Origin of the sequence: Methylobacterium variabile, from assembly GCF_001043975.1 — a bacterium.
In the GTDB taxonomy this organism is placed as follows: Bacteria; Pseudomonadota; Alphaproteobacteria; order Rhizobiales; family Beijerinckiaceae; genus Methylobacterium; species Methylobacterium variabile.
Window position 1 is genome coordinate 1 of the sequence record NZ_LABY01000527.1, and the last position, 749, is coordinate 749.

1 pseudogene is annotated in these 749 nt (G+C 73.4%); it reads right to left on the reverse strand.

The features are described 5' to 3' along the window. Positions 1–749, reverse strand: a pseudogene (locus VQ02_RS38630) (DNA-binding protein); the annotation flags it as partial.

The following is a 749-nucleotide window of genomic DNA, read 5'->3' on the forward strand; positions in this document are numbered from 1 at the left end:
TCAGGCCGGGCGTGCGCAGCAGCTCGGGCAGCCAGCCGCTGTCGGCCATCAGGCGCTCGGCCTCGCGCGCCATGTCACCCTTCTTCAAGCCCTCGAGCAGCCGTGCGGTGTCCTCGCCCTTGGCCTCGCCCACCGCGGCCAGGATCCGTCCCTTGGTCACGCGCGAGAAGTAGTTGGTCGCCGTCGGCTTCCAGTCCTGGGTCATGTCGAGGCCGACGAGCTGGGCGAGCCGGTCGGCGTGCGGCATCGCCTCGGGCCGCCGGTCGTAAGGGGAGTGCACCGCGTTGACGCTGAGACCCGCGCAGAGCGCGAACAGCTCGGTCCGCTGCTCGGGGGCGAGGGCGACCAGGAAGTCCCAGATCGCGGCGTGATCGGCCGGCATTCGCTTGGCCCACGCCTCGCGCTTCGCATCGAGGGCGCTCGCCGGCCGGTACGCCTCGAGGCCCTGGACGGTGTGGTCGGGACGGGCCGAGGTGGTGGAGATCTCCAGGCACGACCCGGTGCGGTAGGCGGTGACGAGGACGCGGATCACCATGGCGTGGAGCACCGCGATGAAGGCCGCCTCCGGATCGTCCGCGAGCGCCGCGCGGAGCGCAATGGTGCGATAGGTGGTCAGCTCGGTCCGGTGCTGCTCGGAGAGCGGGCGCTCGGCCTCCTCGGGCTCCGCCACCGGGCCGGTCGCGGGCGTACCCCCGCCGATGGTGATGACGGTGCGCAACACCGCCGGGGCCCGCGCCGCCCCCCCGCCC